The organism is Streptomyces sp. NPDC001787 (assembly GCF_040297465.1).
Taxonomy (GTDB): domain Bacteria; phylum Actinomycetota; class Actinomycetes; order Streptomycetales; family Streptomycetaceae; genus Streptomyces.
This window is the reverse complement of the sequence record NZ_JBEOZE010000027.1, coordinates 66,874-93,390: the sequence shown is the minus strand read 5'-3', so window position 1 is coordinate 93,390 and position 26,517 is coordinate 66,874. Positions and strand designations below refer to the sequence as shown.

The window sequence follows — 26,517 nt, the reverse complement described above, 5'->3', positions numbered from 1 at the left end:
CACTCCCGATGGCGGCACCGTTCGGCGATTCGCCCAATGGATCTACACAAGTCTCCACATCTCATCCGACCCCTCAGGGGGACCGGCTGCCCCGCCGGCCATCGCCCTCCACCGCTCCGGTACTCCGAAGCTCCATCAACTCTCTTCTCCCCCAAGGCATTCGGCGGAAGCAGGCCGGGCTTCGCGCCACCGGGCAACGACCCCGGGCGCCCGCGTGGGAGTTCCGTGAGACCGATGGCGCGCGAAGGCCCCCGGCGCCCCCGCGCCGCACCCGCCAACGGTCACGCCAGGCAGAAGCCATCACTGACTGTTAGAAATGAGGCACTCCGTGTCATTGTCCTTTCGGCCGCCCGGTTGGAGACAACTCCCCATGAAATCGACCCTGTTGAAGACCACCCTGGTCGTCTCCCTCGGCGCGTCGCTCTACGCGGCCCCCTCCTTCGACGCACCGCCCCGGGCCGCCCCCACCCGCCACACCGCGGCGCGCTGCCCCGTTGTCGACGTACTGGCGGTCTACACCCCGAAGGCCGCGGCGCGGGTGGGAGGAGTGCACCGGGTCGCGGCCTCCGCCCAGCAGATCGCCACCCGGATGAACCGCTCCCTCCGCGAGAGCGGGGTCTGCGGGGCCATCCGGATCGTCCACCCGTACACCGCCACCGGGTACGACGGTCCGGAGCAGTTCCACGCGGCCTACCGCAGCCTCAAGGACCGCACCGGCTCCGCCCTGGGCCGGGAGGCCGACGAGCGGCGCGGCCGGTACGGTGCCGATCTGGTCACCCTCATGGTGGATCCGCCCGAGCGCGGCGGCGGGACCGCGGACTACTCGGCGGCACTCGACAGCACATCGGACGAGTACGCCTATTCGGTCGCCGATGTCGACGGCATCGCCCTGGACTCGGTGAGCCACGAGATCGGCCACAACCTCGGCCTCGCCCACGACCGCGTCACCATCGAGGAGAACGCGCACGGCTCGATGGACGTGAGCCACACCCGCCCGTACAACACCGGCTGGGTCACCGAGGACCGCAAGTACTACACGATCATGGCGTACCGGTCCTCTTGCGGCGACGACTGCGAGCGGATCAGCCGGTTCTCCAGCGCGCAGGGGACCTGGCGGGGCCGCCGGCTGGGCGACACGGAGAACGACAGTGCCCGCGTGCTGCGGGCGACCCTGCCCATCGTCGCCGGGTACCGCGGCCGGAGGTGACGGGCGGCCCGGTCAGGCTCACCCCGCTCGCTCACCCGCGGCCTCGGCGTCCCGCGGCCCGACCCCCAGGCCTGCCAGGAACGCCGCGGCGGCCGGCGTGGGGCGCAAGCGGCTCCAGACGAGGCGTTCCACCCGCCCCGGCGCGTTGCGCACCCGCAGGACCCGCACGCCCGGCACCTCCGCGGCGAACGCGGCGGGCAGCAGGGCCACCCCCAGCCCCTTGCGGACCAGACGGGCGATGTAGTCGGCGCCGCTGACCTCGTAGGCGACGTTCCGGGTGAGTCCCATCGCGGTGAACGCCTCCTCGGACTGCGCCCGTGCCGCCGTGCCGTCGGGGAAGTCGACGAACGTCTCCCGCGCCAGACGCGCCAGGTCCACCTCGGTCTCGTCCGCGAGCGGGTGGCCGGTGGCCGTGATCGCGGCCAGTTCGCCGCGGGCCAGCTCGTGGTCGCTGACTCCCTTGGGCCGGTAGTCGGGCAGCACCCCGAGAAAGGCCAGGTCGAGCGCGCCCGACCGGACGTCCTCGACCAGGTCCTTGCTCGCCCCGTCGCGCAGGACGATCCCCACCTTCGGATGACGGCGGTGGAACTCCTCCAGCGCGCCCGGGATGTCGACCGCGGTGACCGTGGGAATCGCCCCGATGGCCAGGCGCCCGCTGATCTCACCGGCCGCCGCCGCCACCTCGGCGCGGGCCCGTTCCGCCGCGTCCAGTGCCTGCCGGGCGGCCGGCAGGAAGGCCTCCCCCGCCGCGGTCAGCCGCACATGACGGCTGGAGCGGTCGAAGAGCCGGGCTCCGAGCTCCTTCTCCAGCCGGGCGATCTGATGGCTGAGCGCCGACTGGACGACCAGGCACCGCTTCGCGGCCCGCGTGAAGTTCCTCGTCTCGGCGACCGCGAGGACATAGCGCATCTGCTGCAGTTCCATCCAACCATCGTGAATCACGATGACTGGAATGAAAAACATGTGTTGGACTGATCGCCGGGTGCCGCGGGACGCTGATGTCCATGTCCCCCTCCTCTCACACCTCCCGCACCCCGCTCCGGAGCCCCCGGCCCCCTTCGGCGGCGAAAGCGGCCTCCGGCAGCGCTGCCGCCGGCGCCGCGAGCCCCTCCCTCGGGCGTGGCCTCATCCTTCTGATGGCGCTGGCGGCCGGACTGTCGGCGGCGGGCAACTACTTCGCGCAGCCGCTGCTGGACCTGATCACCCGGGATCTGCACATCGGCGTCACCATGGCCGGACTGATCGTCTCGACCGCCCAGGCCGGCTACGCGCTGGGCCTGATCCTGCTGGTGCCGCTCGGCGACATCACCGAGCGACGCCGCCTGGCCGTGGGGCTGTTCGCCGCGACGGCACTGTTCCTGCTGCTGGCGGCAGCCGCCCCCTCCGGGCCGATCCTCCTCGCCGGCACGGCGCTCGTCGCCCTCACCTCGGTCGGCGCCCAGGTCGTCGTCCCCTTCGCGGCCACGCTCGCCGCCCCGGAGGCCCGGGGCCGGATCGTCGGCATCGTCATGTCCGGAGTGCTGCTCGGCGGCCTGCTGGGGCGCACGGCGGCCGGCGCCCTGTCCGAACTGGGCGGCTGGCGGACCGTCTACTGGGTGAACGCCCTGCTCATGATCACCATGGCGGTGCTCCTCCACCTCAAGCTGCCCCGGCTGTCCCCGGCGGCCGGCGCGGCGCCGGTCTCGTACGGCGGACTGATCCGCTCCACGCTCGCCCTGCTGCGCCAGGAACCCCTGCTGCGCTCACGGGCCGCGATCGGCGCCTTCTCCATGGCCTCGTACAGCGTGCAGCTGACCGCGTTGACCTTCCTGCTCACCCAGCGGCCCTACGGGTGGACAGCCGCCGGCATCGGCTTCTTCGGGCTGCTGGGAGTCATCGGCGTGGTGGGCATGAACTTCGCGGCGCGCCTCGGCGACCGGGGCCATGTCCAGGCGGTGTCCGGTGCCGCGGGCGTTCTCCTGACCCTGGCCTGGCTGCCGCTCCTCGCGGGCGAGACCTCGCTGTGGTGGCTCGCGACCGGGGTGATCGTGCTGAACATCGCCCAGCAGGCGGGCCTCAACAGCAGTCAGAACGTGATCTACGCGCTCAACCCGGATGCCCGGAACCGGATCAACTCCGCCTTCATGACGCTGTTCTTCGCGGGCGGTGCGGCGGGCGCCTCCCTGACCGCGGTGGTGTGGGCGAGGGCGGGCTGGCCGGGAGTGTGCGCCCTGGGCGCGGCACTGGCCGCGGTGAGCACGGCCCTGTGGGTACTGGAGCGGGTCCGGGAGCGGGTCCGGGGGCGGTAGAACGTTCCGGCCCGGCCTCCCGGCCCGGTGGCTGTCCCGGTCCCTCACCTCACCCTTTCCCCTTCCGCACTGCCGCCTCTCGGTCCGGGGCGGCCGTGCGGGAGGGTTCCCGTACGGAGCGGGCCAGCTCCACGTTGAACTGCGCCCCGGTCAGCAGGGCGAGATTGGTGAACCAGACCCAGATCAGGAAGACGACCAGGCCGGCGAGCGAACCGTAGAGCCGGCTGTAGCTGCCGATGTGGGTCGCGTAGAACGCGAATCCCGCCGAGGCGACGAGCCAGAGGAACGCGGCGAGGATGCCGCCGGGGAGCCCCTGGATCGTCCCCCGGGCCGATCGCGGACCGGTACGGAACAGCACCAGGATCAGACACGCGACCAGGCAGAGCAGAACGGGCCATTTGAGGAGCGCCCACATCGCCTCGCCCGCGTGGGCCAGGCCCATCCGGTGCCCGAGCCGGCGGGCCAGCGGGCCGGTGAGGACGAGAGCGAAGGCGCTGGCCATCAGCAGCACCAGCAGTCCGACGGCCGAGGCGACGATGATGTGGGCCTTGCGCAGCGCCGGCCGGGTGTCCTGGACATGGTGCATCGCGTGCAGCGCCCGGCGGAAGACGGCCAGATAGCTGGACGCCGACCACACCGCGCTCACGGTCCCGGTCGCGACGAGCAGCCAGACAGCGGTGCGCTCATGGGTGGCCTCCTCCAGCGACCGGCGGAGGGCCGCGCCGGATTCCGCGGGCGCGAACGAGGTGATGTCGGAGATCAGTGCACTCGTGGCCCCGGGGTTCGCCAGGCCGATCACCGAAACGGTGACGAGGAGGGCCGGCAGCAGCGCGAGGATCGCGTAGTACGTCAGGGCGGCGGCCCAGTCGGAGATGTCGTCGTTCCAGATCGCGACGGGCGTGCGGCGCAGGGCGCCGAACCAGCGGGCCGACGGCCCGGTGTGCCCGGTGGCGCGGGGCGTGCGTTCGGCGGCGGGGGTGACGGTCCGGCTGGGCAAGCTCGTACTCCGGGGACGTGGGCAGATGCGTCGGGGCCGGGATCCTTCGTCCGCTCCTCGGACGCCCCCGGCTGCACCTTTCTCTCATGCCTCCTTCCCGTCGACGCACACCGGTCCCGTCGCGCGGACCCCGCCGGTCACCGGCCGGGGTCAGTCGTTGACCGCCGTCAGCAGGACCACGGCGTCCGCGAGGGCCAGCAGTCCGTGGCGTTCCTGCGGGATCGCGTGCAGCGTCCCGGCGGTCAGTTCGACATCGCCGGAGCCCGCGGTGAGCCGGACCGAGCCGCGCAGGACCTGGAGGGAGGCGGCGGGCGGCGCGTTGTGCTCGTCCAGAGCCGTCCCCGAGGTCAATGCGATCACCGACTGGCGCAGGGGCGGCTGCTGGAGCAGGAGATGGGCACTGCGTCCATGGGCGGATTCACGGGCCGCGGCCAGATGCTCGTCGGCGAGGGCGTTGAGGTCATCCATACGCCCACTCTGCCGCAGCCCCCGCTCCCCCGCGATCCTGCCGTACGCCGCCCGGACCCGGTCCGGGCGGCGTACGGCAGACGGTCCGGGCGGTGTACGGGAGGACCGTCAGAGTCCACCGGTGTACAGGAGCCGGTCCGGCGAACCCGGGCTCAGGGACGTCAGCACGCCCGGCGTCGCCTCGTCGGCCAGCCGCTTCGCCAGGGTCTCGGGACTCATCGCCGGGTCCGCCTCCTTGTGGAGTGCGGCGACTCCGGCGACGTGCGGGCTCGCCATGGAGGTGCCGTCGAGGGCGACGGAGCCGCCGCCGAGCCCGGCCGAGACGATGCCCTGCCCCGGGGCGTACAGCTCCAGACAGGTGCCCCAGTTGCTGAACGCGGTCTGCCGGTCCCCGTCGTCGGTCGCGCCCACGGTCACCACGCGGCCGGCGCCGGCCGGGGACACGTCGCAGGCATCCGCGCTGTCGTTGCCCGCCGCGACGACGGGCAGCACGCCCGCCTCGGCGACGGCGTCGATCGCCTCGTCGACCGTCTGCGACTTCTCCCCGCCGAGCGAGGCGTTCAGTACGGCGGGACGCCCGGAGGCGGTGGCGTCCTCGACCACCCAGTCGAGCCCCGCCAGGATCCCGGCCCAGGTGCCCTGGCCCTGGCAGTCGAGCACCCGCACGCCGACGAGCGAGACGGACGTGGCGACTCCGTACGTCGCTCCGCCGACCGTGCCCGCCACATGGGTGCCGTGGCCGTTGCAGTCCTGACCGTCCCGGCCGTCCGCGACGGCGTCGAACCCGCTGACCGCGCGCCCGCCGAACTCGCTGTGCCCGGTCTCGATCCCGGTGTCGACGATGTACGCCGTCACTCCGCGGCCCGTGGCGGCCGTGGTGAAGGTGTCGTCCAGCGGCAGCAGCCGCTGGTCGATCCGGTCCTGGCCCCAGGTCGCGGCGGAGGTCCGCAGTCCGGCCGCCTCGGCGTCGGAGGCCGTGGGTACGACGGCGACCTCGCCGTTCTCCTCGACGGAGCGGACACCGGGGAAGGCGCGCACCGCACTGAGCTGTCCGGGGGTGAGCGTGGCGGCGAAGCCGCGGGCGATGTCACCGTAGGTGAACATCGCGCGCAGCCCGAACTGCCGCAGGACGGTGTCCGTCGACAGTTCGGGCTCAAGGGTGACGATGTACTGACCGGGGACGGCCCTGGCGGACTGCCGCACCGGAACACCACCCGATCCGGTGTCCGCGGTGGCCTCGGTGCTGCCGATCAGAGGGGCGATCAGCAGCAGAGCGGCTGGTGCCCAGCGGGCGCGCAGGCGCATGCGTTCTCCTCGGGGTGGGGGATCGTTCGGGGAAAAGAAGGGACGGTTCTGCGAAGCACGAACACCCGTTCCTTCGTCCCCACCCCGGGGGTGCCTTAGCGGTATCAGCCGGACAGCGCAACGCTCGGCGCGAGGTCCCGGTCCTTGCGGTCGCCCTCCAGGGAGGGTTCCGTATGCCTGCCCCAGCGGCCGACGGCCACCTCCGCCGTGATGCCGGGGCCGAACCCGGCGATCAGCCCCTGGGCGGATTCCGCCGGACCGCCGTCCGCGAACAGCCGTCCGAGCGCGTCGAAGACGACCGAACTGGCGATGTTGCCCCGTTCGGTGAGTGTGGACCGGCTGTAGCGGAACATCTCCGGCGGCAGGTTCAGGAAGTGGCAGAGGTCGTCGAGAATGCGCGGTCCACCGGCGTGCACGATGAAGAAGTCCATGGCCGGGACCGTCCAGCCGTGCCGGTCCACGAGATCCAGGAGGACGGGCGCGAGCATCTCCATGGTGCCGGGCACCCGCTTGTCGAGCTGGAAGTGGAATCCCGTGTCACGTACCGCGTAGGAGATCCAGTCCTCGGTGTCGGGCACCAGATGGGAGCCGTTGCGCTCCAGGCGCATGCCACTGCCGCCCTGTCCGCGGACCACGGCCGCCGAGACGGCGTCTCCGAACAGCCCGTTGGAGAGCAGCGATCCGACCCCGATGTCGGTGGGCTGGTAGCACAGCGAGCAGAACTCGCAGGACACGATCAGGACGTTGGACCGCGGGTAGGCGAGGCAGAAGTCGTGTGCGCGGTTGATGGCCGCGCCCCCCGCGGCGCAGCCGAGCTGGGCGATGGGGAGCTGCCGGGTCTCGGAGCGGAAGCCCATCGAGTTGATCAGCCATGCCGTCAGCGAGGGCATCATGAAGCCCGTGCAGGACACATAGACGATCAGGTCGATCTCGGCGGGCTCCAGTTCGGCGTTGGCGAGGGCCCCTCGGACGACTTCGGGGACGCGGCGCTTCGCCTCCGCCTCGTAGAGCCTGTTGCGCACCTCGAATCCGGGGTGCCTCAGGGTCTCCTCGATCGGCTGGACGAGGTGGCGGGTCTGCACACCGGTGTTCTGGATGAGCCTCAGGACGAGGGCGCGCTGCGGGTGGTCGGCGTGCGTCTCCCTCGCCAGGTCGAGGGTCTGCTGCATCGTGATGACATGTTCGGGCACAGCGATGGCCGGCCGGCACAGAGTCGCCATGGGTTCTCCTCGTTCTGTGATGCGGAGGCTCTCGTCACCACGTGACGGGCAGGGCGAGCGGATAGCGCCAGATGGAGGTCGTGTTCCACTCGACATCCTCGGGCGGTACGTCGAGGCTCAGGGCCGGGAATCGGGTCAGCAGCGATGAGAAGGCCACTTCCAGTTCCATCGTGGCGAGCGGCGCACCCAGGCAGTGGTGCGCGCCCCAGCCGAATGTCATGTGCGGGATGGACGGCCGGTCCGGGTCCAGTTCGTCGGGGCGTTCGAACTTCCTGCCGTCCCGGTTCGCGGTCAGGTAGGACACATGGACCACATCTCCGGCCCGGATGAGGACCCCGCTGAGCTCCACGTCCTCGGTGGCGATCCGCGGGATGCCGACCCCCTTGCGGAACGGGATGTACCGCAGGAGCTCCTCCAGGGTGCGGGGCAGCAGTTCCGGAGCCGCCCGGAGCGACTCCAGGAGCGCGGGCCTGGTGAGCAGCGTGTAGGCGATGTTGCCGAGTTGGTACGTCGTGGTGTCCTGCCCGGTGATGAGCAGCACCATGGCCATGACGGCCAGTTCGTTGTCGTCGAGCAGTTCGGCGCCGTCCCTGGCCGTGGCCAGCGTGCTGATGAGGTCCTCGCCGGGTGAGCGGCGCCGGTCGGCGGTCAGTTCGGCGAAATACGCGCGCAGTTCGGCCTTGGCGCGTACCGCGTCGTCCTTGCCCGCGGCGCCGGTGTTCATCATGGTCAGGGCGTGGGCGCGGAGCCACGGACGGTCCGCCTCGGGGATGTCGAGCGCCTCGCAGATGGTGATCAGCGGCAGCGGTGCGGACACTCCGGCCACGAAGTCGGCCGGGGAGCCGCTGTCCTCCATGTCCTGGAGGAGCTCATCCACGATGCGCTGGGTCCGGTGGCGCATGTGGTCCACGCGGCGCGGGGTGAAACTCTTGGCGACCAGGCTCCGCAGGCGGCTGCTGTCGGGCGGGTCCATCAGGTTGATGGATTCCGCCTGGACGATGGGTTCCGGGGTCATTCGCGGGAAGTCGCGGCCGAGGACCGCGCTGCGGCTGAAGCGCCGGTCGGTGGTGACCGTCCGGACATCCTCGTAGCGGGTGACGAGCCAGGCCTCGCCCTCTCCGTATGCCATACGGATGCGGGAGACCGGCGCTTGGGTCAGCAGCTCCCGGAGCTGGGGATCGAAATCCAGTTGCTGGGCATAGTCGAACGGACAGCTCCGTACGGATTCCATGTTCTCCACCGAGGTTCTCCCAATGACCGGTTCGGGGCATTCGAGGGGGTGCCGGCTCCGGGACCGGAAACAGACCCCCGCTACCTCCCCCATAACCCACGGGAACATGTCACCCACACTCAGTAATCAATCGATCAGAGGGGGACCTGACGGAGCGACAGGGCTGACGGGGGGAGCGCGCCGCGCAGGCGAATGAACTTGCGCGCCCCGCGTCATGAACCGCGCGAGCCGGTCGGCGCGTCCGCCGGGGCCGCCCCGGCCGCCGGCCGGGAGGTGGGTGACGGCGGGCGGTGCGGCGCCATCGGTACGCCCAACAGCCCGCTCCGCCCGCCCGGTTGAATCCCGCACCGCGCGGGCGGGAGGAGCCGGGAGCGGCACGGACGAGGGCGGCGCGGGCCCCTGGCAGTCCCTCGGATACGGGGCCGGGCCCTCATGACCGGGATCGGCTCCCGCCACCGCCGGGCGCGCCCCCTGGGCGCCGGACTCCCGAGCCGCCCCTGTCCCCTCGGTGTCCGTTCAGCCGGTGAGCAGGTCCGGATTGCCGGCCAGTGCGGCCAGCCGCCCCTTCGGGTCGTCGACGAGCCTGCGTGCCGTCAGATCGAGCAGGCCCGCCACTCCCGTGATCTCGGCGACGACCGTGCCGTCCTCCTTGATGATCTGCTGCGCCAGGGTGAACGTCTTTCCGGTGCCGTAGTCGAAACGGCAGGTCACCCGGACCCGTTCACCGCCCCGCAGCTCCCGCAGATACCTCACCCGCACTTCGAGCTGTACCGGCCCCACGCCACTCGCCAGCAGTTTGTCCTGCGGCAGTCCGGCGGCGCGCAGCAGTTCCCAGCGCGCGTGTTCCGCGTACTGCAGATACACGGCCTGGTTCAGGTGGCCCTGGGTGTCGAGCTCGTAGCCCCGGACGGCCACGTCAACAGAGAACGTCATGACGGTGGCAACACCGGCGCGCATCGCGCCATTCCTCGGTTCCGGCCGCACACCGCCCCGCCGGAACCCTTTACGCCCATGTCATGCACCGGTAACTTCCTCCCGCAAGAGATTGCAGAAAGGTTCTGACAGCATTTGCTGCCGGAACGCGCTGCTCGCCCGAACCCCGAGGCGCGTCAGGGTTCTCCGGCGGGGTCCACGCCGGTGCTCGTGGAGCACCGGCGCCGACGGCAGCCGCGGCCACCCGCCCGCGGCCCCTCCCTGGAGACACACATGAAACGCACCCCACACCGGCTGCTGAGACGCCCCCTGGCCGCGGCCATGACGGTCGCCGGGCTCATCGGGCTCATCGCCGCCGCGCCCCGGGAACCCGCTCCCGCGGCCGTCGCACCCGTGGCCGCCGCGGAGAACACCGCGACGGTCTTCTACTACACCGGGACCAGGAACTGGTCCGCGTACCACCTGCATTACGCGCCGGACGGCGGCGCCTGGACCTCCGTACCCGGGATACGGATGGAGGCCGCCTGCACGGACTGGGTGAAGCGGACGGTCGATCTCGGCTCCGCCGACGGGCTGACCGCGACGTTCACCGACGGTTCCGGGGTCTGGGACAACAACGCCGGGAAGAACTACGAGCTGGGGACCGGGAGCATCACCGTCAAGGACGGTGCGGTGGCCCACAGCGATCCGTGCGCGGGCACCGGTCCGGGTCCGGACCCCACCCCCACGCCCACCCCGGGCGGCGGCTCCGGCACGGCCGAGGTCTTCTACTCGACCACCGCGGTCGGCTGGACCACCACCAATCTGCACTACCGGCCCGACGGCGGCGCCTGGAGCGCCCTGCCGGGGGTGGGCATGGAGGCCGCCTGCACCGGCTGGGTGAAGCGGTCGGCCGATCTGGGCGACGCCACCGCGATGCGGGCCGCGTTCAACAACGGCAACGGGGTCTGGGACAACAACAACGGCGGCGACTACACGATCCCCGCGGGCCGCACCACGGTGCGGGACGGCAAGGTCACCACCGACGCGAAGGACCCCTGCGCCGCCGAGGTGCCGGACACCACCGCCCCGACCGTTCCGGGGAAGGTGAGGGCCGCGGTGGACGGGGTGTCCGTGGTGCTGTCCTGGGAACCGTCCACCGATGACAGGGGGGTGACGAAGTACCAGGTGACCCGGACCGGCGGTGCCGGGGGAACGATGGTCACCGACGCCGGCTCCACCGTGCACTCCGACACGGGACTGGAGGCGAAGACCGCCTACGGCTACACCGTCAGGGCCGTGGACGCGGCAGGCAATGTCTCCGCCGCCTCGGGCGCCGTCACCGCGACCACGGGCGAGGCGCCGACCGCTCCGGCCCCGGGCCGGCCCCTGGGCACCGATCCGCGCAAGGACCCGGTCTACTTCGTGCTGACCGCCCGCTTCAACGACGGGGACAGCGGCAACAACCGGGGCGGGAGCCAGCACGAGAAGTCGGGCAACGCCGCCCAGGACGACCCCATGTTCCGCGGCGACTTCAAGGGACTCGTCGACAAGCTCGACTACATCAAGGGCCTCGGCTTCTCCGCCGTCTGGATCACCCCGGTGGTCCTGAACCGGTCCGACTACGACTACCACGGTTACCACGGCTACGACTTCTACCGGGTCGACCCCCGGCTGGAGTCCGCGGGCGCCTCGTACCAGGACCTGATCAACGCGGCCCACGCCAAGGGCATGAAGATCTACCAGGACGTCGTCTACAACCACTCATCGCGCTGGGGCGCCAAAGGGCTGTTCACCCCGAAGACCTACGGGGTGCGGGACACCCAGTGGAGCTGGTACTACGACGAGCGCGACGAGGGGTTCGAGTACGACGGCCTCACCGTCGAGCCGAAGTCCGGGAAGTCGTACTACAACGGCGATCTGTGGTCCACGGCCGAGCCCTCGGGCAACACCTGTCTCAACTGGGGCAAGCCCACCGGCGGTTCCTCGCCCGAGGGGTACCGGATCTACAACTGCCAGTGGCCCGACCCCACTTCGGGAATGTTCCCCAAGGCCTACTACCACAACTGCTGGATCGGCAACTGGGAGGGCGAGGACTCGCGCAGCTGCTGGCTCCACGAGGACCTGGCCGACCTCAACACCGAGAGCGCGCCCGTCCAGAACTATCTGATCGGCGCCTACGACAAGTACATCGACATGGGGGTCGACGGCTTCCGGGTCGACACGGCCGTGCACATTCCCCGGACGACCTGGAACCGCCGCTTCCTGCCCGCGATCCAGGAGCGGGTCACCGAGCGGTTCGGCGCCGGGGCCGCGAAGAACTTCTTCGTGTTCGGTGAGGTCGCCGCGTTCGTCAACGACAAGTGGAACCGCGGCTCGGTCAATCACTCGGCGCAGTTCTACACCTGGAAGGAACGCAAGGAGTACAGCGCGGACGACGAGAGGGCCGCCCTGGAGATGTACGACTACGAACAGCAGCGGGGCACCGGTGCACAGCCGGTCTCCGACAACGCGTTCCTGAACGGAAACGCGTACCACATGCCGGATCACAGCAGGTTCTCCGGCATGAACGTCATCGACATGCGGATGCACATGAACTTCGGTGACGCGAACAACGCCTACAGCAACGGCAAGGACTCCGACGACAGCTACAACGACGCGACCTACAACGTGGTCTACGTCGACAGCCACGACTACGGACCGAACAAGAGCAGCGAGCGGTACACGGGCGGCACCGACGCCTGGGCCGAGAACATGTCCCTGATGTGGACGTTCCGCGGCATCCCTGCCCTGTACTACGGATCGGAGATCGAATTCCAGGCGGGCAGGAAGATCGACTGCGGGCCCTCCTGCCCGCTGGCGACCACCGGACGCGCCTACTTCGGCGACCATCTCGCCGGTGAGGTGGAGGTGTCCGGCTTCGGCAAGGTCACCTCCGCCACCGGAGCGGTCGCCGGCACCCTGGCCAAGCCGCTGGCCAGGCATCTCCAGCGGCTCAACGAGATCCGCCGGGCGGTGCCCGCGCTCCAGATGGGCCAGTACTCCACCGAGGGCATCACCGGGTCGATGGCGTTCAAGCGCCGCTACACCGACGCCGCGAGCGGCACCGACAGCTTCGCCCTGGTGACGGTGTCCGGCGGCGCGACGTACACCGGCATCCCCGACGGCACCTACCGGGACGCCGTCACCGGTGACACCCGGGTCGTGACGGGCGGCACGCTCGCCGTCCCGGCACCGGGCAAGGGCAACCTGCGCGTGTACGTCCTCGACCTCGGCGGAAGGAACGCCGCCCCGGGGAAGATCGGGACGGCGGGACCGTACCTCAAGTAACCCCTGGGGGACCGCACTCGGGCGGTGCCGACCGGATGACCGGGCCGGCACCGTCCCAGTGCTGACGAGCCGTCACCGTCAGCTGCCGGCGGGGCCGGGGGCACGAACTTCCGTCCTGCCGCGAGAAGAGGACACGTCCTGTCCTGTTTCCCTGCGACTGTGGTCCCGTGAAGAACCACAGGGACAACGGGAACGACGGCGACCACGGCAACGGCCCGCGCGGGCGGGCGGCCACCGGCGGGTCCGGCGCGGTGGCACGATGACCGTTCTCGACAACCGGGCGCTCAACCGCGCGACGCTCGCCCGCCAGTTGCTGCTCGATCGCGCCGACGTGCCGGTGCTCGACGCCGTCGCACACCTCTGCGGCCTCCAGGCGCAGGAACCGCAGGAGCCGTTCGTCGGGCTCTGGTCCCGGCTGCGCGCCTTCGATCCGGCGGCCCTCTCCGACCTGCTGATCCGGCGCGAGGTGGTACGGACCCATCTCATGCGCCGCACCGTCCACCTCGTCACCGCCGACGACGTCCTCGCCTGGCGGGCCCGCCACGACGCCATGCTGCGCCAACGGGTGCTCGGGACCTATCGCCGCGAGCTGGGCGGCACCGACCTCGACGAGCTCGCGGCGGCGGGCCGGGCGGTGATGGCCGACGGCGAGCCCCGGTCCATGAGCGACATCGCGCGGGTACTCGCCGTGAGCCGGCCGGAGCCGGGGCTGCGGGCACTGGGCGAAATGCTGATCGCCGCTCTCCTGCCGACCGCGCAGATGCCTCCGCGCGGGCTCTGGCGCACCAAGGCGGGGGTGCGCAACGTCATGCTGTCCTCCTGGCTGGGGCGCGAGGTCGCACCGCTGCCCCCGGACCCCTCCGACCCGGTGGGCCAGACGCTGGTGCGGCGCTATCTGGCCGCGTTCGGCCCCGCCGCCTCCGCCGATCTGCGCGCCTGGTGCGGACTCGCCGGGCTGCCTGCCGCGGTGGCCGCGCTGCGCGAGGAGCTGGTGACCTTCCGCGACGAGCGCGGCCGGGAACTGCTGGACCTGCCCGACGCGCCGCGCCCCGCTCCCGACACACCCGCTCCGGTACGGTTCCTGCCTGCGTTCGACAACGCGATCCTGGGCTACCACGACCGCGGCCGGATCATCGACGACGCCCACCGCGGCCTCTCGGTCGCCGGCGAGCGCGTGGTACTGGTCGACGGCAGGGTCTCCGCGACCTGGAGCGTCGACGCCGGGACCGTGGCCGTCACCCCGCTGCGCCGGTTCTCCCGGGCGGACCGCGCGGACGTCGCCGAGCAGGGAGGGGAGCTCGCCTCGTTCCTCTCCGAGGGTGGGAGCGAGCGCGTGCGGGTCGCGCCGTTCCCGGGCTGAGCGGAGGCGTCCCGCCCCGCCCGGATCGCGTGGGCGTCCGGTTTCACAGGTCCCCGGCGGTTCCCCGCTTCCGAAGGGCGGCCAGCACCGCGCCCGTCCGGTCCGCGGCGGCGTGCAGTGCGCGCAGGGCCAGCATCAGGAACCCGATGTCGTCGAGGTAGACGGGGTCCGGCAGCAGGTCCACCGGGGACACCGTGTAGATCACCGCCGCCCAGACCAGCGCCTTCTCGCGCAGCGGGATCCCCGCGTCCAGCAGCAGCTTCCTGGCCCTGATGACCCGGACCAGGAGGACCGCCGCCACGCCCAGGGTGAGCAGCGCGACGAGAGCGCCGAGGAGAAGCCAAGCGGTGGTGTCCATGGTTCATCGTGCACCCTGCGGCCCCCGCCATGCCCCGTGGGCGGCCGACCGGCCGGGGTGCCGGTGTGCCCGGGACGCCGGTGCCGCGTGCGCCGGCGTCGTGGGGGTCGGTGTCGTGGGTGTCGGTGTCGTGGGTGTCGGTGTCGTGGGTGTCGGTGTCGTGGGTGTCGGTGTCGATGGTGCCGGTGTGGCGGCGGTCAGCCGTTCTCCCTGGCACGCCGGCGGGCGCGGCGCTTCAGGGCGCGCCTCTCGTCCTCGCCCAGACCGCCCCAGACGCCGGAATCCTGGCCGTTGTCCAGAGCCCAGCGCAGGCACGGCTCCCGTACGGGGCAGCTCGCGCACACCGCCTTGGCCTCCACCGTCTGCACGAGCGCCGGGCCCGTGCTCCCGATGGGGAAGAACAGATCGGGGTCCTCCTCGCGGCAGGCCGCGTCCATGCGCCAGTTCTCCATGTGACTCACTCCCGGGGTTCGGGTCTCGGTTCTGCTCGGTCCTACCGGTGCGGGTGACCGGCGACGGGCACCTGAAACCACGAATGGGGCGGCAGCACCCGTACGGGCGGCCGGGTCCCGGTCAGTGCCGGGGGCGGTGCAGGGCGAGAAGTGCCTGGTCGTCCTGGGCGCGACCGCCGGTGTGGCGTCCCACGTCCTCGATCAGGGCCTGCAGGATCTGCGCCGGGGTGGCCGGGTCGCCGACGAGCGCGCGGTGCCGGACCAGGACCGGCAGGCGCGCGGCGGGATCGTAGAACTCTCCGCTGCCGTCCCGGGCCTCGGTGACGCCGTCCGTGAAGCACACCAGGGTCGCACCGGGCGGAAAGGGAAAGGTGTCGACGGGGGTCGTCCAGGCTCCCAGCGCGCTCACCCCCAGCGGAGGTGCCGCCTGCGACGGTTCCAGCACGGTGGCGGCGCCCCGCGCGTCCAGGAGCACGGGCGCCGGATGCCCGCGGTTGACGACGCGGACGAAGGTGAGGTCCGCGGCGAACTCCGCGATCAGGGCGGTGGTGAACCCCTCCTCCTGCTCCTGGCCGCCCCGCCGCTCCCCCTCCCGCAGCAGCGCCTGTTCCAGGGACCTCACCAGGCCGGGCAGGTCCGCCGCCTCGTCCGCGGCGAAACGGAAGGCTCCCAGGTCGGCGGAGACCGCGCTCACGGCACCCAGCCCCTTGCCGCGTACGTCCCCGACCATGACGCGGGTGCCGTACGGCGTGTCCTGGACGACGTAGAGGTCGCCGCCGATCATGGCCTCGTCCTCGGCGGGCACGTACCGCGCCGCGATCAGCAGGTCGCCCAGGCGCGACGGGGGCCTGGGCAGCACGGCGCGCTGGGCCACCTCGGCGACCTGACGGGCGCGCCGGGTCGTCGCGTGCTGGCCCTCCAGGGTGCGGTGGACGAAGACGGCGAGCACGGTTACGGCCAGAAGGGTGAGCTGTTCGGCCACCCCCCGCTGCCAGCCGAACGTCCCGTCGACCAGGGCGAGCGCCGCGTGGACGGCCATGGAGGCCACGCCCACCGCGATGATGCCCCGCAGCCCCAGCAGCGGTGCGGCGGAGACGGGTGCCACCACGAGCAGCGGTGCGGAGGTCACCGCGGTCGGCGTCACGAGGTCGACGACCACGGCCAGCACGATGACCCCGACGGGGATCCACTGGGCTCTGCGCTGCTGCACCACTCCCCCACCCTGTCCGGCACCGGCCCGCACCGCCATCCCGGTCCAGCAGGGGTGTTACGGAGGCTCCGTGGGGGGCGCCGGGAGGGCCGGGCGCGGCTCAGTTCCCGGGCAGCGGCATGCCGGGGTGCGGGGCGGCCGCACACGCCGCGTCGAGCCGGATGCGGTGGTTCATCACGGTCTCCGGGTCGTCGACGATGTCCACCCGGACGCCGGGGGTCTCCAGCACGGCCTGGTCACCGATCTCGGGGGCGGGCACCCGCAGCAGATGCAGGGGCGGTACGCCGGTCATGGCGTGCGGCGGATGGTCGAGCGGCACCACCTGCACGGTGAGGTGCGGCCGGCGCGCGGCCTCGGTCAGCCTCTCGCGCTGTTCGTCCATGACGGCGCGACCGCCGACCGTGGTGTGCAGGGCGGCGGCGGGCATCAGCGCCCACAGCGCGGCGCCCCGCTCGCGCAGACGGTGCTGGCGCTCCCGCAGCAGCTCGACGCGCCGGTCCAGCTGGGCGGGGGTGTCGTCGGGGTACTGCGTCCGGTACAGGGCGGCGGCGTACGCGGGCGTACGCAGCAGTTCCGGCACGAGGGCGGGGTGCCACGTCCGTACGAGGCTGGCGGAGGATTCCACGCCGATGACGTCCTGCTGCCAGGTCTCCATCGCGTCCCGCCACCGGTGCCACCATCCGGGCAGATTCGCCGCTCCGAGACCGGCCATGATCGGTTCGGCGACCGCGGCCGGGACCCCGTAGCAGTCCAGGAGCTCTCCGACCTGGCGGGCGTCCAGTCCGGTCTCGGCCCGTTCGATGCGCCGCACCGTGGCCGGGTGGGCGTCCAGTGCCTCGGCGGCGGTCTGCAGGCTGATGCCTGCCCGCTCCCGCAGCAGCCGGAGCCGTACCGCCAGGACGCGGTGCTCCACGGTGGGACCGGATCGGGGTCGCATGCTCTTGACCTTCCTCGCTGGGCCCCGATGTGGAGCACGGTGCACATTCTGTCGCTTGCAAAGTATGCGCTTTGCACCGAGAGTACATACATGTCGGAAATAGTCAGTTGCGCGAAACGCGCTCCAGATGATTCGGGCGGCCCGAGGGCACACAGCTGGTGGGTCCCCCGCATCGCCAAAGGCGTTCCGGATGCCCGCCACCGCGTGCAGGAGGCGATGCGGGCGTGGGGAGAACCCGCGGACCGTGTGGAGGCCGCGGCGCTGATAGTGACCGAACTGGTCGCCAACGCCGTCCAGCACACCAGTACCCGGCGGATTCGCTGCCGCTTGCTCCGCTCGGCGGACGGGGTGCGGATCTGTGTGTGGAACCGGGGCCGGGCCCACATCCCGGCTCCGACCCCACCCGGGGACCTGGCGGGGCCACCGCGCGGCGCGGCGGACGCGACCGACGGCTCCGGCCCCGGGGCCGAGATCGCCGCGCTGTCCGAGGACGGCAGGGGCCTGCTGCTGGTGGACGCGCTGGCGGCGCGGTGGGGAACACGCGCCGCCCTGGCGGGCCGGCTGGTCTGGGCCGACATCTGATCCCGGGATCGGACCGCCGGTCCCACTCCGCCGTACGCCGTCGCCCGCCGGTTGGGTTCGCCCGGCCGCGCACCGGCCGATCGGCATCGGTCACGCATACGGGGCAGGATCCGTCCCGCCCTCCCGTACCGGTCAGCCCACGGCCGTCCGGCACTCCGGATGGCCCCAGCCGTTCGGGTTCTTCGCGATCATCTCCTTGGCCGCGTACGGCTTTCCGCAGTGGCACCGGCCCGCGAATCGGGCCCGGATCGTGCCGGTGGAACGCCCCGCGCGCGAGGCTCCCGTCGTCTCCCGCGCCGTCCCGCCGGCCGGCGCGCCCGAAGCCTCCGACCGCCCCTTGACCGCCCTGGCCGGAGCCGGGACCGGCAGCTCCGCACTGCCGTGCGCCGTGCCTGCCGCCCGCTGCGACACCGCGGCCTCACTGGCGGCCTGGTCGGCCAGCGCGTTCAGCGGGTCCCCGTTCACCTGATGGGCGGGCACATACCGAAAGGTCACGTTCCGGCCGCTCAGCAGGTCATCGATGCGCGTCACCAGCTCCCGGTTGGCGACCGGCTTGCCGCCCGAGGTCTTCCAGCCGTTGCGCTTCCAGCCCGGCAGCCACTTCGTCACGGCGTTCATCGCGTACTGGGAGTCCATCCGCACCTCGGTCGGTACCGAGGGATCGGTCGACTCCAGCAGCTCCCGCAGTGCGGTCAGCTCCGCGACGTTGTTGGTGGCGGTGCCCAGCGGGCCCGCCTCCCAGCGCTCCGGCCGCCCCTGCCCGTCGGCCACGACCCACGCCCAGGCGGCCGGCCCGGGATTGCCCTTCGACGCCCCGTCACACGCGGCGATGATGCACTCGTCCATCCCTTGATCATGCCAGCACCGCATGACCGTCCCGCGCCGCCGATCCCGCCGTGCGCGGTCAGGCGCCGCCCACCGCGCCGGCCCGGCCCCCGGCGACGGCGCGCGGGCGCCGCCGGGCCCAGTCGAACAGGACGACGGAGCACACCGCCGCGAACGCGCACCACGTGGAAATGAACTCCAGCCGCCACAGCGCCGCGCAGACCGCGGCACCGACCGCGACGAGCACCCCCAGGACGACCAGGCGACGGTCGCCCGACAGCAGCAGCGAGCCCACGGTGGCGAGGAGATAGCCCGCGATCAGCCACTGCGGGTGCGGCAGGTCGAGTACGTATCCGAGGGTGTGGCCCCGGACCTCGGCCGTCACCGGACGGGCGGCGAGGGCGTACCCGAGGAACACGGCGGTGACGGCTCCGGCCGCGAGCGGCACCAGCAGCCGCGTGCGGACCCGCTGCCGCGCCGCGCAGTACACGCCGAGGGGCACCCACACGGCCAGCAGCGGGAGCGCGACGACGGCCCAGGCGACGGTGGCCGGGCCGGTCCCTCCGTCGGAGCGCCAAACCACCGACTCGATGATCTGGTGGGCCCCGAGGAGCAGGGGCAGCGCGGCCAGCGGCAGATCGCGGGGGCGTCGGGTGCCCGCGACGGCGGCGACGCCGATCACCGCGATGCCCGTGCCCGCCACCAGGTCGGCGGTCGCACTCCAGCACATGGCGTCACCCCGGGCCCGGACTCGCGTATCGGTCGCTTCCGGGCCACGCTACGGCGCCCCGGGCCCGGACGCCGCCCGCGCGACGCCCGGAGCCCCCCGCGCCACCGCGCCACCGTGCCCCTTCGCCCCTTCGCCCCCTTCGCCCCTTCGCCCCTTCGCCCCTTCGCCCCTCGCTCAGCGTGCCCGTGCCGCCAGCAGCGCGCCGACCCGGTCCAGCGGGAGCGCGGGCACATGGTGGCCGTTGCGGCCGGTCATCGCGCGGGCGCCGGTGAGCACGTTGAGCACCGCCTCCTCGACCGACTCGACGACCGCCTCGTAGAAGGGGTCCATCCGCCCCCACGGCACGAACCGCAGGGACTCGTACGGCGCGCCCGCGGGCCCGTCCGCCTCGGGGAACGTACTGGTCAGCGCTCCCCGGTTGGCCGTGGAGAAGGCCAGGAAGATGTCTCCGGAGAAGTGGCTGCCGGTGGTTCCCGTACGGGCCAGCCCCAGTGGCACCCGCCGGGCCAGGGCCTTGCACTGGCCCGGCAGCAGCGGGGCGTCGGTCGCCACCACGACGATCACCGAGCCCGCCCCGGGCGGCACCGGGCGCTCCCCGTCCCCCACCGAAGCGGCGGCGTCCGCCGCTTCGCCGGCGGGGTCGGTCAGTTCGCGTCCCACCGGTACCCCTGCCATCACCAGTTCCCGCCGGGCGCCGAAGTTCGCCTGGACGAACGCGCCGACCGTGTAGCGGTCCGCGCCGTACTCCACCACCCGGGACGCCGTGCCCGAGCCGCCCTTGAAGCCGTAGCAGCGCATCCCCGTGCCGCCGCCGACACAGCCCTCCTCGACCGGTCCCGTCACCGCCGCGTCGATCGCCGCCGCCGCGTGGCCGGGTCCCACGGCCGCGCCGTGGATGTCGTTGAGGTGCCCGTCCCAGGTCTCGGTGACCACGGGAAGCAGCCATTCCGGCGCCATGCCGCGGCAGTTGGCGCGCACCCACTCGATGACCCCGCGGTGCGCCGGTCCGACCGCGTACGTGTTGGTGATGACCACCGGCACGGCGAGCGAGCCGCTCTCCTCGATCCACGCGGTGCCGGTCATCTCGCCGTTGCCGTTGAAGGAGTGCCACCCGGCCGAGCAGGGCACGCCCACCCCGCCCCGGCCGCGCGGCAGAATCGCGGTCACTCCGGTCCGTACGCCGTCGCCCTCGACCAGGGTCACATAGCCGACCTCGACGCCCGGCACATCGGTGATCGCGTTCCACGGTCCCGGCTCGCCGGTCAGCTCGACACCCAACTCACGTACCCTCACGCGGTGTTCCATCGTCATGCGCCCAGAGGGTACGGTACGGCCCGCCGCCGCGCGCCCGGTTGACCTCAACCTTGCCTGAGGTCCTAGCGTGCTGTCCGTACCCGAGGCCGTACGGTCGGCGGGATCCGCACATCGGCCACCAGATTCCGGAGCGCCCCATGGACATGGAAGTCACGGCATGGACATCGATGCACAGCGCGATGACCGCCCAGCAGGACCGGCGGCCCTTCTCCCGGGCCACCCTGGGCCGCATCATGGCCTTCGCCCGGCCGCACCGCGGCAGGCTGAACCGCTTCCTGCTGCTCAGCGTGGTGACAGCGCTGCTCGCGGTGGCCACACCGGTGCTCGCGGGGCAGGTGGTCGACGCGATCGTGGAGGGCCGGGACACCGGAAGGGTCACCCAGCTCGCGCTGCTGATCGCCGCCATCGCGGTGGCCGAGGCCGGACTCGGCCTGCTCACCCGATGGCTGTCGGCCACGCTCGGCGAGGGTCTGATCCTCGATCTGCGTACCGCGGTCTTCGACCACGTGCAGAGGATGCCGGTCGCCTTCTTCACCAGGACCCGGACCGGTGCGCTCGTCAGCCGGCTCAACAATGACGTGATCGGCGCCCAGCGCGCCTTCAGCAACACGCTCTCCGGCGTCGTCTCCAACGTCGTCACGCTGCTGCTGACCCTCGTCGTGATGCTCAGCATCTCCTGGCAGATCACGCTTCTCGCCCTGGTCCTGCTGCCGGTGTTCGTCGTGCCCGCCCGCCGGATGGGGGCCAGGATGGCGGCACTTCAGCGCGAGGCCGCCGGTCACAACGCCACCATGGGCACCCGGATGACCGAGCGGTTCTCCGCACCCGGAGCGACCCTCATCAAGCTGTTCGGGCGCCCCGCCGACGAGTCGGCGGAATTCGCCGCACGGGCCGGCCGGGTGCGGGACATCGGTATCCGTACGGCCGTGGCGCAGTCCACGTTCATCACCGCCCTCACCCTGGTCTCCGCGCTGGCCCTCGCCCTGGTCTACGGGCTCGGCGGCTTCTACGCCCTGCGCGGCAGCCTGGAACCGGGCGCCGTCGTGGCCCTCGCCCTGCTGCTGACGCGGCTGTACGCCCCGCTGACCGCGCTGGCCGGTGCCCGGGTCGAGGTGATGAGCGCGCTGGTGAGCTTCGAGCGGGTCTTCGAGATCCTGGACCTCAAGCCCCTGATCGAGGAGAAGCCGGACGCCCGCCGGGTGCCGGAAGGGCCGGTCTCGGTGGAGTTCGACGGGGTCTCCTTCGGCTACCCCTCCGCCGACAAGGTCTCCCTCGCCTCCCTCGAAGAGGTCACGACGCTCGACAACCGCGGCGGCACCGAGGTCCTGCACGACGTCTCCTTCCGCGCCGAACCCGGCCGGATGATCGCCCTGGTCGGCTCCTCGGGGGCGGGCAAGTCCACCATCGCCCAGCTGCTGCCCCGGCTGTACGACGCGGACTCCGGTTCCGTACGGCTGAACGGCGTCGACGTACGCGATCTGAGCACCGACTCGATCCGGGAGACGCTCGGCATGGTCACCCAGGACGGGCATCTCTTCCACGAGTCCGTACGCGCCAATCTGCTGCTCGCCCGCCCCGGGGCCACCGAGGACGACATCTGGGACGCGCTGCGCAGGTCACGGCTCGACGGGCTCGTGGCCTCCCTGCCCGAAGGCCTGGACACGGTGGTGGGCGAGCGCGGGTACCGGCTCTCGGGCGGCGAACGGCAGCGGCTGACCATCGCCCGGCTGCTGCTGGCCCGGCAGCGGGTGGTCATCCTCGACGAGGCGACCGCGCATCTCGACTCCACCTCGGAGGCGGCGGTTCAGGAGGCACTGGCCGAAGCGCTGGCGGGCCGGACAGCCGTGGTGATCGCCCACCGGCTGTCGACCGTGCGGGCCGCCGATCTGATCCTGGTCATCGAGGAGGGCCGGGTCGTGGAACGCGGCACGCACGCCGAACTGCTGGCCGCCCACGGCCGGTACGAGGAACTGCACCGCACCCAGTTCGAGCGCCCGGCCACCGCCGAGGAACACCCCGTCGGCTGACTCCCCGGCCGGGCGGACCTGAGGCTCAGCGCGCGCCGAACTGCTCCACGGCCGCCAGGGCGAGTGACAGCTCGACCGCACCGGCGGGGTCGGTGAGGGTCCGTCCGGTGAGCTGCTCCAGACGGCGCAGCCGGTTGGAGACCGTGTTGCGGTGGCAGTACAGACGCTCGGCCGCGACGGCCGAGGAGCCCCCGGCCCGCAGCCAGACGCCGAGCGTGGTCAGCAGGGTGCCGCACTCCTCGGCCGGCAGCGCGAGCACCCGTCCCAGCACCACCGTACGCAGCCGTCCGGCCAGGTCCGACTGGGCCGCGACCAGGGCCTCGGGCAGGCGCTCGTCGAGCAGTACGGCCGACGCCGCGCCGGGCCGCCAGGTCCGCAGGGCCAGTTCGGCCAGCCAGCGCGCCCGCCCGAGGTCGGCCAGGGAACCCACGACCGGGCTGACCCCGGCCCGTACGTCGTACCCGGCCAGCAGCTCGCGGAGGTCCTCCGGGCTGCCGCTCCCCAGGGGCACCAGACCGGTCTCGCCGTCCGCCCTGATCCGCCAGAGGATGCGCGGACCGGACAGCTCCTCGGCGCCGGGGTCGGACGAGGGCGGCAGCGCGCCGGGGGCCGTGCGCAGGACGATGACGGCGTACCGGCCGCGCTCGGGGAGCCCCAGCCGGGCGGCGGCCTCGGAGGCCAGTCCGGCGGCCACCCCCGAGCCGTCCAGCAGGGCGTCCAGCAGTGAGTGGCGCCGCTCCTGGTCGCGCGCCGCGCGGGCCGCCTCGGCCTGCCGATAGGACTCGGCGACCGCGTCGGTGATCTGTTCCATGACGTCCCAGACGACGGCGGCGGCGGGCAGCAGGGTGGGCAGAGCGGCGGGGAAGCGCTCGGCGACCACCTCGTACATCGTTTCCCAGAGCAGCCTGCCGCCCCGGCGGTAGCTCTGCAGCAGGGAGGCGAGCGGCAGCCCCTGTTCGACGCGGCGGCTCCCGGTGCTCATCGCGTCATGGAGGTCCACCGGCTGTTCCCGCGCCGCCTGGGCGATGCCGCTCAGCGCCTGGCACAGGTTGCGGTGGATCCGGTCGCCCAGCTCCTTCCGGCCGATCAGCCTGGCGTACGCGGGGTCCTCGGCGAGGATCTGCGCGGCCAGCCGGTCTGCCGCCGGCTCGAACCGGCTCCGCAGCTCGTCCCGTACCTCCTCGATGAGCAGAGGCACGCCGACGGGCGGTGCACCGGATGTGCGGGGTGACAACGCCATCGACTCCATGGGCGGTGAGGGTGGCACGACCCGGCCCGAAAAGGGAGACCCCCGACCGCAATTGCCTCGCGCCACTGTGCACGGCGCACAACACGGCACCCGCCTGCTTGGTACCCGGCAACCGATCCGCGCGCCGGCCCTCGCGGTCGCGGCGCCGCGGTGCTGTCATATGCGCGTCCGCAACGTCCGCACCCAGGACATGTGCTGGTACGACCCGGCCCAGCACGCCACGACGCGGATCGACTCCGAGGTGCTGCGCGAGGTGATGGACGTCCTCGATCCGGCGAACGCCAACAGGACGGGCTGCCGCGTCCTCCCGTAGCACCGCACCATCCGCCCCGAAGCCGCTCTTCCCGTTCACCAGGAGACCCCTGTGCTCAGCACCATGCAGCGTCATCCCCTGACCGTGACCACCCTGCTGCGCCACGGCGCCGCTGTGCACGGCCGCAGCGAGGCGGTCACCTGGACGGGTGGGGCGGCCCGGCGCGCCACCTATGCCGAGGTCGCCCGCCGTGCGACGAAACTGGCCGCGGCACTGCGCGGCCTCGGCATCACCGGCGACCAGCGGGTGGCCACCCTGATGTGGAACAACCAGGAGCACCTGGAGGCGTATCTCGCCGTCCCGTCCATGGGCGCGGTGCTCCACACCCTCAATCTGCGGCTGCCCGCCGATCAGCTGAGTCACATCGCCCGTCACGCCGAGGACCGTGTCGTCCTCGCGGACGCGAGCCTGGTGCCGCTGATCGCCCCGCTGCTGCCCGGACTTCCCGATCTCGAACACGTCGTCGTCGTGGGCGGCGGACCGCTGCCGGACCTCCCCGGTGTGCGGGTCCACGGCTACGAGGAACTGCTCGCCGGGGCACCCGACGGCTTCGAGTGGCCGGACATCGACGAGGACACGGCCGCGGCGATGTGCTACACCTCCGGAACCACCGGCGACCCCAAGGGAGTCGTCTACTCGCACCGTTCGGTCTATCTGCACTCCATGCAGGTGTGCATGCCGGAGACCCTCTGTCTGGACGACACGCGACGCGCTCTGGCGGTCGTGCCGATGTTCCACGCCATGGCCTGGGGAATGCCGTACGCCGCCTTCATGGCCGGCGCCTCCCTCCTCCTTCCCGGTCCGTATCTCCAGCCCGAGCCCCTGGCCGAGTTCATCGCCACCGAGAAGCCGCACACCGCGGGCGCGGTCCCGACCGTCTGGGCCGCGCTCCTGGCCCACCTCGACACGCACGGCGGGGATGTCTCCTCCCTGCGCGAGGTCCTGGTCGGCGGCGCGGCCTGCCCGCCCTCGCTGATGACCGGCTTCGAGGAGCGGCACGGGGTACGGGTCGTCGCCGCCTGGGGCATGACCGAGACCTCACCGCTCGGTACGGTCGCGAGGGCCCCGCACCATGTGCGTTCCCCGGAGGGCGCGATGCTCTACCGCTCCACGGCGGGCCGTCCCCCCGCGGGGGTCGAGCTGCGCCTCACCGGCGAGGACGGCACCGTTCTGCCGGACGACGGTGCGACGGTGGGGGAGGTCGAGGTCCGCGGTCCCTGGGTCACCGGCTCCTACCACCTCGTCGGGGCGCCGGCCGACAAGTTCAACGACGGCTGGCTGCGCACCGGGGACCTGGGCACGCTCACGTCCGACGGCTATCTGCGCCTGACGGACCGGGCGAAGGACGTCATCAAGTCGGGCGGTGAGTGGATCTCCTCGGTCGAGCTGGAGAACCATCTGATGGCCCACCCGGCGGTCCGGGAGGCGGCGGTGATCGGCGTCCCGGACGACCGCTGGGACGAGCGCCCGCTCGCCGTGGTGGTCTGGGCCGCGGACCCGGGCGATCCGGGCGACTACACCGGTCTGCACGCCCACCTCGGTGCGTGCGTCGCCCGCTGGCAGCTCCCGGAACGCTGGACGTCCCTGCCGGAGATCCCGAAGACCAGCGTCGGCAAGTTCGACAAGAAGGAGCTGCGCCGCCGGTACGCGGAGGGTGAACTCCCCGTCGAACGGCTGTCGCACTCGGCAGGGGTCTGACCCCGGCGCACGCCGGAGGCGCTCCCGCAATCCCCGGCGGGAGCGCCTCTAGACGCGCTCGGCGGTCCTCCACCGCCGCAGCGCGTGCCGGCCGCAGGTGCGCCACTGATTCGGCGACACACGGGCACGATGCCCGCCGTTGGTGACCAGCGCGTTGACCGACGTCATGGGGTCCGCCGCCATCGTCCTGGCCAGCAGGACTCCGATCACGAGCGGCAGCAGCGTCACCGCCAGGGCGGATCCGGCGGTCGTGACGTGCTGGATGCGGGGGTGCCGCAGCGACCCGGAGTCGTTGTTCATGCCCTCATCCCAACAGCTTCCGGGCCCCGGTGGATCGGGCAGGATACTCAGTCCCGCCCCGGCGGGTACTCAGGCCGGGGCGCCGCCGCACCGGGACCCGCACCCGCCGGACGCCGCGTGCACGCCTTTCGCCCGGTCCGCGCCGGTCCACAGGTACGGCGATGGCAGTAGCGGGGACTGCCTGCGTGCGCACGACGACGCGGC

At 72.3% G+C, this 26,517-nt stretch carries 24 protein-coding genes; 8 read left to right on the top strand and 16 right to left on the bottom strand.

Annotated elements, in window-relative coordinates:
* Nucleotides 1-370 precede the first annotated feature (370 nt).
* Nucleotides 371-1,207: a M12 family metallo-peptidase gene (locus tag ABT170_RS30535; RefSeq protein ID WP_329945172.1), complete on the top strand. Its 837-nt coding sequence runs from the start codon at nt 371-373 to the stop codon at nt 1,205-1,207.
* Nucleotides 1,208-1,225: 18 nt separating this feature from the next.
* Here ABT170_RS30535 and ABT170_RS30530 read toward each other — a convergent pair whose 3' ends face one another.
* Nucleotides 1,226-2,131 (bottom strand): LysR family transcriptional regulator, encoded by a 906-nt coding sequence (locus ABT170_RS30530; protein ID WP_329945173.1) that lies wholly within the window; start codon nt 2,129-2,131, stop codon nt 1,226-1,228.
* 80 nt (nt 2,132-2,211) lie between these two features.
* On the opposite strand from ABT170_RS30530, the gene ABT170_RS30525 reads away from it, so the two are divergent.
* Nucleotides 2,212-3,495, top strand: coding sequence for an MFS transporter (locus ABT170_RS30525; RefSeq protein ID WP_351872695.1), 1,284 nt, complete (start codon nt 2,212-2,214; stop codon nt 3,493-3,495).
* A 49-nt stretch (nt 3,496-3,544) separates the two neighbouring features.
* Here ABT170_RS30525 and ABT170_RS30520 read toward each other — a convergent pair whose 3' ends face one another.
* From ABT170_RS30520 to ABT170_RS30495, 6 genes are all read right to left on the bottom strand, one after another.
* Complete coding sequence (locus tag ABT170_RS30520) at nt 3,545-4,492, bottom strand: YihY/virulence factor BrkB family protein (RefSeq protein ID WP_329945175.1); 948 nt, start codon at nt 4,490-4,492, stop codon at nt 3,545-3,547.
* 150 nt (nt 4,493-4,642) lie between these two features.
* The gene (locus ABT170_RS30515) at nt 4,643-4,960 is read right to left on the bottom strand and encodes a cupin domain-containing protein (RefSeq protein ID WP_266928804.1); all 318 of its coding nucleotides are present in this window, start codon (nt 4,958-4,960) and stop codon (nt 4,643-4,645) included.
* A gap of 108 nt (nt 4,961-5,068) precedes the next feature.
* A complete protein-coding gene (locus tag ABT170_RS30510) occupies nt 5,069-6,265 on the bottom strand; it encodes a S8 family peptidase (protein WP_329945176.1) in 1,197 nt (398 codons plus the stop codon).
* A 104-nt stretch (nt 6,266-6,369) separates the two neighbouring features.
* Nucleotides 6,370-7,581, bottom strand: a complete 1,212-nt coding sequence (locus tag ABT170_RS30505) for a type III polyketide synthase (RefSeq protein ID WP_329945177.1) — start codon at nt 7,579-7,581, stop codon at nt 6,370-6,372.
* Nucleotides 7,520-8,716: a cytochrome P450 gene (locus ABT170_RS30500; protein WP_329945258.1), complete on the bottom strand. Its 1,197-nt coding sequence runs from the start codon at nt 8,714-8,716 to the stop codon at nt 7,520-7,522. The genes ABT170_RS30505 and ABT170_RS30500 overlap by 62 nt, the downstream gene beginning before the upstream one ends.
* Nucleotides 8,717-9,232: 516 nt before the next feature.
* Entirely contained in the window at nt 9,233-9,649 is a 417-nt protein-coding gene (locus ABT170_RS30495; RefSeq protein ID WP_351872747.1) for an acyl-CoA thioesterase, read from the bottom strand.
* A gap of 273 nt (nt 9,650-9,922) precedes the next feature.
* Between ABT170_RS30495 and ABT170_RS30490 the strand changes: the two genes are divergently transcribed.
* On the top strand, nt 9,923-12,958 hold the full coding sequence (locus tag ABT170_RS30490) for a carbohydrate binding domain-containing protein (RefSeq protein ID WP_351872690.1): 3,036 nt from the start codon (nt 9,923-9,925) through the stop codon (nt 12,956-12,958).
* Between the two features lie 259 nt (nt 12,959-13,217).
* Entirely contained in the window at nt 13,218-14,318 is a 1,101-nt protein-coding gene (locus ABT170_RS30485; protein WP_329945179.1) for a winged helix DNA-binding domain-containing protein, read from the top strand.
* A 43-nt stretch (nt 14,319-14,361) separates the two neighbouring features.
* Here the strand turns inward: ABT170_RS30485 and ABT170_RS30480 are convergent, their stop codons facing one another.
* The 4 genes from ABT170_RS30480 to ABT170_RS30465 all read right to left on the bottom strand — a co-directional run bounded on the left by ABT170_RS30480 (nt 14,362) and on the right by ABT170_RS30465 (nt 17,275).
* A complete protein-coding gene (locus ABT170_RS30480) occupies nt 14,362-14,676 on the bottom strand; it encodes a DUF1232 domain-containing protein (RefSeq protein ID WP_351872687.1) in 315 nt (104 codons plus the stop codon).
* Nucleotides 14,677-14,873: 197 nt separating this feature from the next.
* Complete coding sequence (locus tag ABT170_RS30475; protein WP_351872684.1) at nt 14,874-15,128, bottom strand: WhiB family transcriptional regulator; 255 nt, start codon at nt 15,126-15,128, stop codon at nt 14,874-14,876.
* 121 nt (nt 15,129-15,249) lie between these two features.
* Complete coding sequence (locus ABT170_RS30470) at nt 15,250-16,341, bottom strand: PP2C family protein-serine/threonine phosphatase (RefSeq protein WP_329945182.1); 1,092 nt, start codon at nt 16,339-16,341, stop codon at nt 15,250-15,252.
* A gap of 97 nt (nt 16,342-16,438) precedes the next feature.
* Nucleotides 16,439-17,275, bottom strand: a complete 837-nt coding sequence (locus ABT170_RS30465) for a helix-turn-helix domain-containing protein (RefSeq protein WP_351872681.1) — start codon at nt 17,273-17,275, stop codon at nt 16,439-16,441.
* Nucleotides 17,276-17,446: 171 nt separating this feature from the next.
* On the opposite strand from ABT170_RS30465, the gene ABT170_RS30460 reads away from it, so the two are divergent.
* On the top strand, nt 17,447-17,857 hold the full coding sequence (locus ABT170_RS30460; RefSeq protein WP_329945260.1) for an ATP-binding protein: 411 nt from the start codon (nt 17,447-17,449) through the stop codon (nt 17,855-17,857).
* Between the two features lie 132 nt (nt 17,858-17,989).
* On the opposite strand, the gene ABT170_RS30455 is transcribed toward ABT170_RS30460, so the two are convergent.
* From ABT170_RS30455 to ABT170_RS30445, 3 genes are all read right to left on the bottom strand, one after another.
* Complete coding sequence (locus ABT170_RS30455; RefSeq protein WP_351872678.1) at nt 17,990-18,703, bottom strand: ribonuclease H family protein; 714 nt, start codon at nt 18,701-18,703, stop codon at nt 17,990-17,992.
* A gap of 58 nt (nt 18,704-18,761) precedes the next feature.
* A complete protein-coding gene (locus ABT170_RS30450; protein WP_329945185.1) occupies nt 18,762-19,412 on the bottom strand; it encodes a DUF6629 family protein in 651 nt (216 codons plus the stop codon).
* Between the two features lie 174 nt (nt 19,413-19,586).
* Nucleotides 19,587-20,723, bottom strand: coding sequence for a DmpA family aminopeptidase (locus ABT170_RS30445; protein ID WP_351872675.1), 1,137 nt, complete (start codon nt 20,721-20,723; stop codon nt 19,587-19,589).
* Between the two features lie 140 nt (nt 20,724-20,863).
* Between ABT170_RS30445 and ABT170_RS30440 the strand changes: the two genes are divergently transcribed.
* Complete coding sequence (locus tag ABT170_RS30440; RefSeq protein WP_351872672.1) at nt 20,864-22,753, top strand: ABC transporter ATP-binding protein; 1,890 nt, start codon at nt 20,864-20,866, stop codon at nt 22,751-22,753.
* Nucleotides 22,754-22,778: 25 nt separating this feature from the next.
* On the opposite strand, the gene ABT170_RS30435 is transcribed toward ABT170_RS30440, so the two are convergent.
* Nucleotides 22,779-23,951, bottom strand: a complete 1,173-nt coding sequence (locus ABT170_RS30435; protein ID WP_329945188.1) for a PucR family transcriptional regulator — start codon at nt 23,949-23,951, stop codon at nt 22,779-22,781.
* A 211-nt stretch (nt 23,952-24,162) separates the two neighbouring features.
* Between ABT170_RS30435 and ABT170_RS30430 the strand changes: the two genes are divergently transcribed.
* Both ABT170_RS30430 and ABT170_RS30425 read left to right on the top strand, forming a co-directional pair.
* Nucleotides 24,163-24,315: a hypothetical protein gene (locus ABT170_RS30430; protein WP_351872669.1), complete on the top strand. Its 153-nt coding sequence runs from the start codon at nt 24,163-24,165 to the stop codon at nt 24,313-24,315.
* 51 nt (nt 24,316-24,366) lie between these two features.
* Complete coding sequence (locus ABT170_RS30425; RefSeq protein ID WP_329945190.1) at nt 24,367-26,013, top strand: fatty acid--CoA ligase; 1,647 nt, start codon at nt 24,367-24,369, stop codon at nt 26,011-26,013.
* A 48-nt stretch (nt 26,014-26,061) separates the two neighbouring features.
* Here ABT170_RS30425 and ABT170_RS30420 read toward each other — a convergent pair whose 3' ends face one another.
* Nucleotides 26,062-26,313, bottom strand: a complete 252-nt coding sequence (locus tag ABT170_RS30420) for a hypothetical protein (RefSeq protein ID WP_329945191.1) — start codon at nt 26,311-26,313, stop codon at nt 26,062-26,064.
* Between the last annotated feature and the right edge of the window lie 204 nt (nt 26,314-26,517).